Raw genomic sequence first — 1,546 nt, 5'->3', positions numbered from 1 at the left:
ACCTCCATGACCGCGCCGGAGCCGAACTCCTGCTGGAGGGTCTGCAGAATCTGTTTCCGGCCATTGAGTTGATGTGGGCCGACACGGCTTATCGTGGGCTGAAGGACTGGCTCCAGAAGGCCCTGAGCTGGAGATTATCCATCCCGCAGCATTGGTGGAGCGGCGGAACCTGGATGCGGGCTGACGCGGAGCCGCCGACGCGACCGAGTGGCTTCCAGGTGCTCGCACGCAGGTGGGTTGTCGAGCGGACCATCGGTTGGCTCACCACCAACCGGCGGCTCGCCAAGGACTACGAACGCTTGGTCGAGACCGGTGAAATGCTGCTCTATCTCGCCATGAGCCGCATCCTGCTGCGTCGCCTCACGCGAAAGGAAAGATAATTGCTCACCAGCCTCTAAGTACGACGAGATCAACATCCGCGAGCGCTTCGACGACGATTACTCGCAGAACACCTACTATTCCCACAACACGCAGATCCTGAACAATCAGATCTCCTCGACAGGGGACGTCAATTCCCGCTACGGCGTCCGCGAGGAGCCGACCAACGACGATGCCGGCCCGACCGGTACATACGTTTCCGGAAATACGATCAGCGGCATGGACTCAGGTGATATCTCGGTCCCAGGTTACATCTGGACCGGCGATGCGGGCGATAACGCCATCGCCGGCACCAACGGCGCGGATACGATGGCCGGCGGTGCGGGCAACGATGAATACACGGTCAACCATTCGGGCGACCTGGTCACCGAGAATGCTGGAGAGGGAACCGATCATGTTTACTCCTCCATCACCTACACCCTGACGCCGAATGTGGAAAACCTGACGCTGACGGGTACGGGCGCCATTAATGGATATGGCAACGGACTCAACAACTGGATTGTCGGCAACGCAGCCGTCAACACGCTGAAGAGTGACGACGGTGACGATACCCTGGATGGCGGCGGCGGCGCGGACAGCCTCGATGGCGGCAACGGCAATGACACCTATTACGTCGACGACGCGGCAGATGTGATCGTCGAGAAGGACAGCCTCGGCCTCGGCGGTTATGATCACGTGTTCAGCTCGGTCAGCTACGTCCTCTCTGCTCAGGTAGAGGAACTGACGCTCACGGGTTCGGCCAACCTGAACGCCACCGGCAACACGGGTGCGAACGTCCTGAACGGCAATGACGGCGACAACGCGCTCGACGGCCATGGCGGCGCCGATACAATGAACGGCGGACTGGGCAACGACACCTACTATGTCGATCACAGTGGGGACGTTGTGAACGAGGCTGCCGGAGCCGGAGGCGGAGTCGACACGGTGATCAGCTCGGTGTCCATTTCGAGCACCAAGCCTCTGGCGGCCAACGTTGAGAACCTCGTGCTGACGGGGCTTGCCACCGAAGGCACGGGTAACGGGCTAGACAATGTCATTACAGGCAGACCGTATGTTCGTTGCCGGCGGAGGTGGCTCGTCCACACTATGCGATGAGCGAGGGTTGCGCTGGATGGGCCGGCGCCGAGCCTCCCGCACAGGGGACGAGCCATGCAGCAGAAGAGCAAAG

Annotated in this window: 2 protein-coding genes; both read left to right on the top strand. The window is 61.1% G+C overall.

Features of this window, described 5'->3' with window-relative positions:
* A partial coding sequence (locus FS320_RS43170; protein ID WP_152711663.1) for a transposase occupies positions 1-380 on the top strand: 380 nt, incomplete at its 5' end.
* 217 nt (positions 381-597) lie between these two features.
* Positions 598-1,473 carry a calcium-binding protein gene (locus FS320_RS43165; RefSeq protein ID WP_152718625.1) on the top strand — a complete coding sequence of 292 codons (876 nt, stop codon included), beginning with the start codon at positions 598-600 and terminating at the stop codon, positions 1,471-1,473.
* Positions 1,474-1,546 lie beyond the last annotated feature (73 nt).

It is taken from the genome of Microvirga tunisiensis (assembly GCF_009296175.1).
GTDB classification, from domain to species: domain Bacteria; phylum Pseudomonadota; class Alphaproteobacteria; order Rhizobiales; family Beijerinckiaceae; genus Microvirga; species Microvirga tunisiensis.
Note: the sequence above shows the minus strand (reverse complement) of the source record. Positions and strands in the feature narration are given on the sequence as shown.

Excerpts from the sequence above, each read along its gene's own strand:
- FS320_RS43165 (WP_152718625.1), top strand. The coding sequence starts at position 598 with ATGGACTCAGGTGATATCTCGGTCCCAGGTTACATCTGGACCGGCGAT.